Genomic DNA, 1371 nt, shown 5'->3' with positions numbered 1-1371 from the left:
CCCCATAGACAGCGGGCGGCTCTTCGGCGCTCAGGCGGCCACTGTCGGCAAACTGCGAAACCAGATCGTCCAGCGGGCTGCGCACCCCGCTGCTGCCCAGGCGCAGCACATGGGTGTAGATCATCGTCGTGCTGACGTCCGAATGGCCCAGCAGTTCTTGCACGGTGCGGATGTCGGTGCCGGCTTGCAGCAAGTGGGTGGCAAACGAGTGGCGCAGCGTGTGCGGTGTGGCCGGCTTGGCGATACGCGCTTCTTGCAATGCCCGCTTGAAGGCCCGTTGAAACGCTTGTTCCTGGACGTGATGCCGCCGGCGCTCACCGCCCGAACGTGGATCACGCGACACGCTGCCTTGCGGAAACACCCAGAACCACACCCACGACTCAGCTGCCCGCACGTACTTGCGGGCCAGCGCATGCGGCAGGTGCACGCCAGCCACGCCCTGCTCGCGGTCGGCACGGTGCAGTTCACCAGCCAACCGTATCTGCGCCTTCAACAACCCATCGAGCGCAGCGGGCAACATCACCACGCGGTCCTTGCCGCCCTTGCCGTCGCGCACGATGATCACCCGCCGGGCGAAATCGACATCCTTCACGCGCAGCCGAAGCCCCTCCAGCAAACGCATGCCCGTGCCATAGAGCAAGCGGCCGACCAGTCGGTGCTCCTCCGGCAGCGCCGCCAGCAGCTGAGACACCTCGGCATGCGTCAACACCACCGGCAACCGAACCTGGCGCTTGGGCCGACCCAACTCGGCCATCCACGGCAGCTCTTGCCCCAACACATGCTGGTAGAGAAACAGCAAGGCCGACAGGGCTTGCTTGTGGGTGGACGGCGAGACTTGCCGTTCAGCGGCCAGCCAAGTCAAAAACCCTTCAATCTCGGCCCGCCCCATGTCGCGCGGGTGCCGCGCCGCCCCATGGAACCGGACAAAGGCGCGCACCCAGTGCACATACGCCTCTTCGGTGCGCAAGCTGTAGTGGCGATAGCGAATGTGCTCGCGCAGCTGGTCCAGCAGACGCAGCGATGACAGATCGGCATGGGGGACGGGCATGGCACAGGCAGCGGCGACTGAGCGGTTGAAAAAGCGAGAACGGCGAGAGAGCGGGCAACAAAGTCCTGGAGGCAAACCAACGGTACTGTATTTTTATACAGTATCGCGCTAGCATCACGCCATGGCAAGCCCGTCCCGCAGAAATCCTCGATATCCCATCGGCCAGCACAGAGATCCCGCGCCCACCATCCAGCGCGATCGATCAAAGCCTCCTGGCGCCGACACCACAAGCGCTGTCGTCGACCGTCATCCCGATGGTTCGGCACGACCACCGACTTGCCCAGCCGACACGACCGAGGTCGTCAAGCGCCTGAAGCCCGGCC

General features: G+C 64.8%; 1 protein-coding gene. It reads right to left on the bottom strand.

Annotated elements, in window-relative coordinates:
- Positions 1 to 1048 (bottom strand): integron integrase (locus tag AC1DYI_RS35750; RefSeq protein WP_477208833.1); only part of this gene is annotated, 1048 nt, incomplete at its 3' end.
- Between the last annotated feature and the right edge of the window lie 323 nt (positions 1049 to 1371).

The organism is Ideonella sp. P3_A4 (assembly GCF_056403075.1).
The sequence above is the reverse complement of the archived record's forward strand: the minus strand, read 5'-3'. Positions and strand labels throughout refer to the sequence as shown.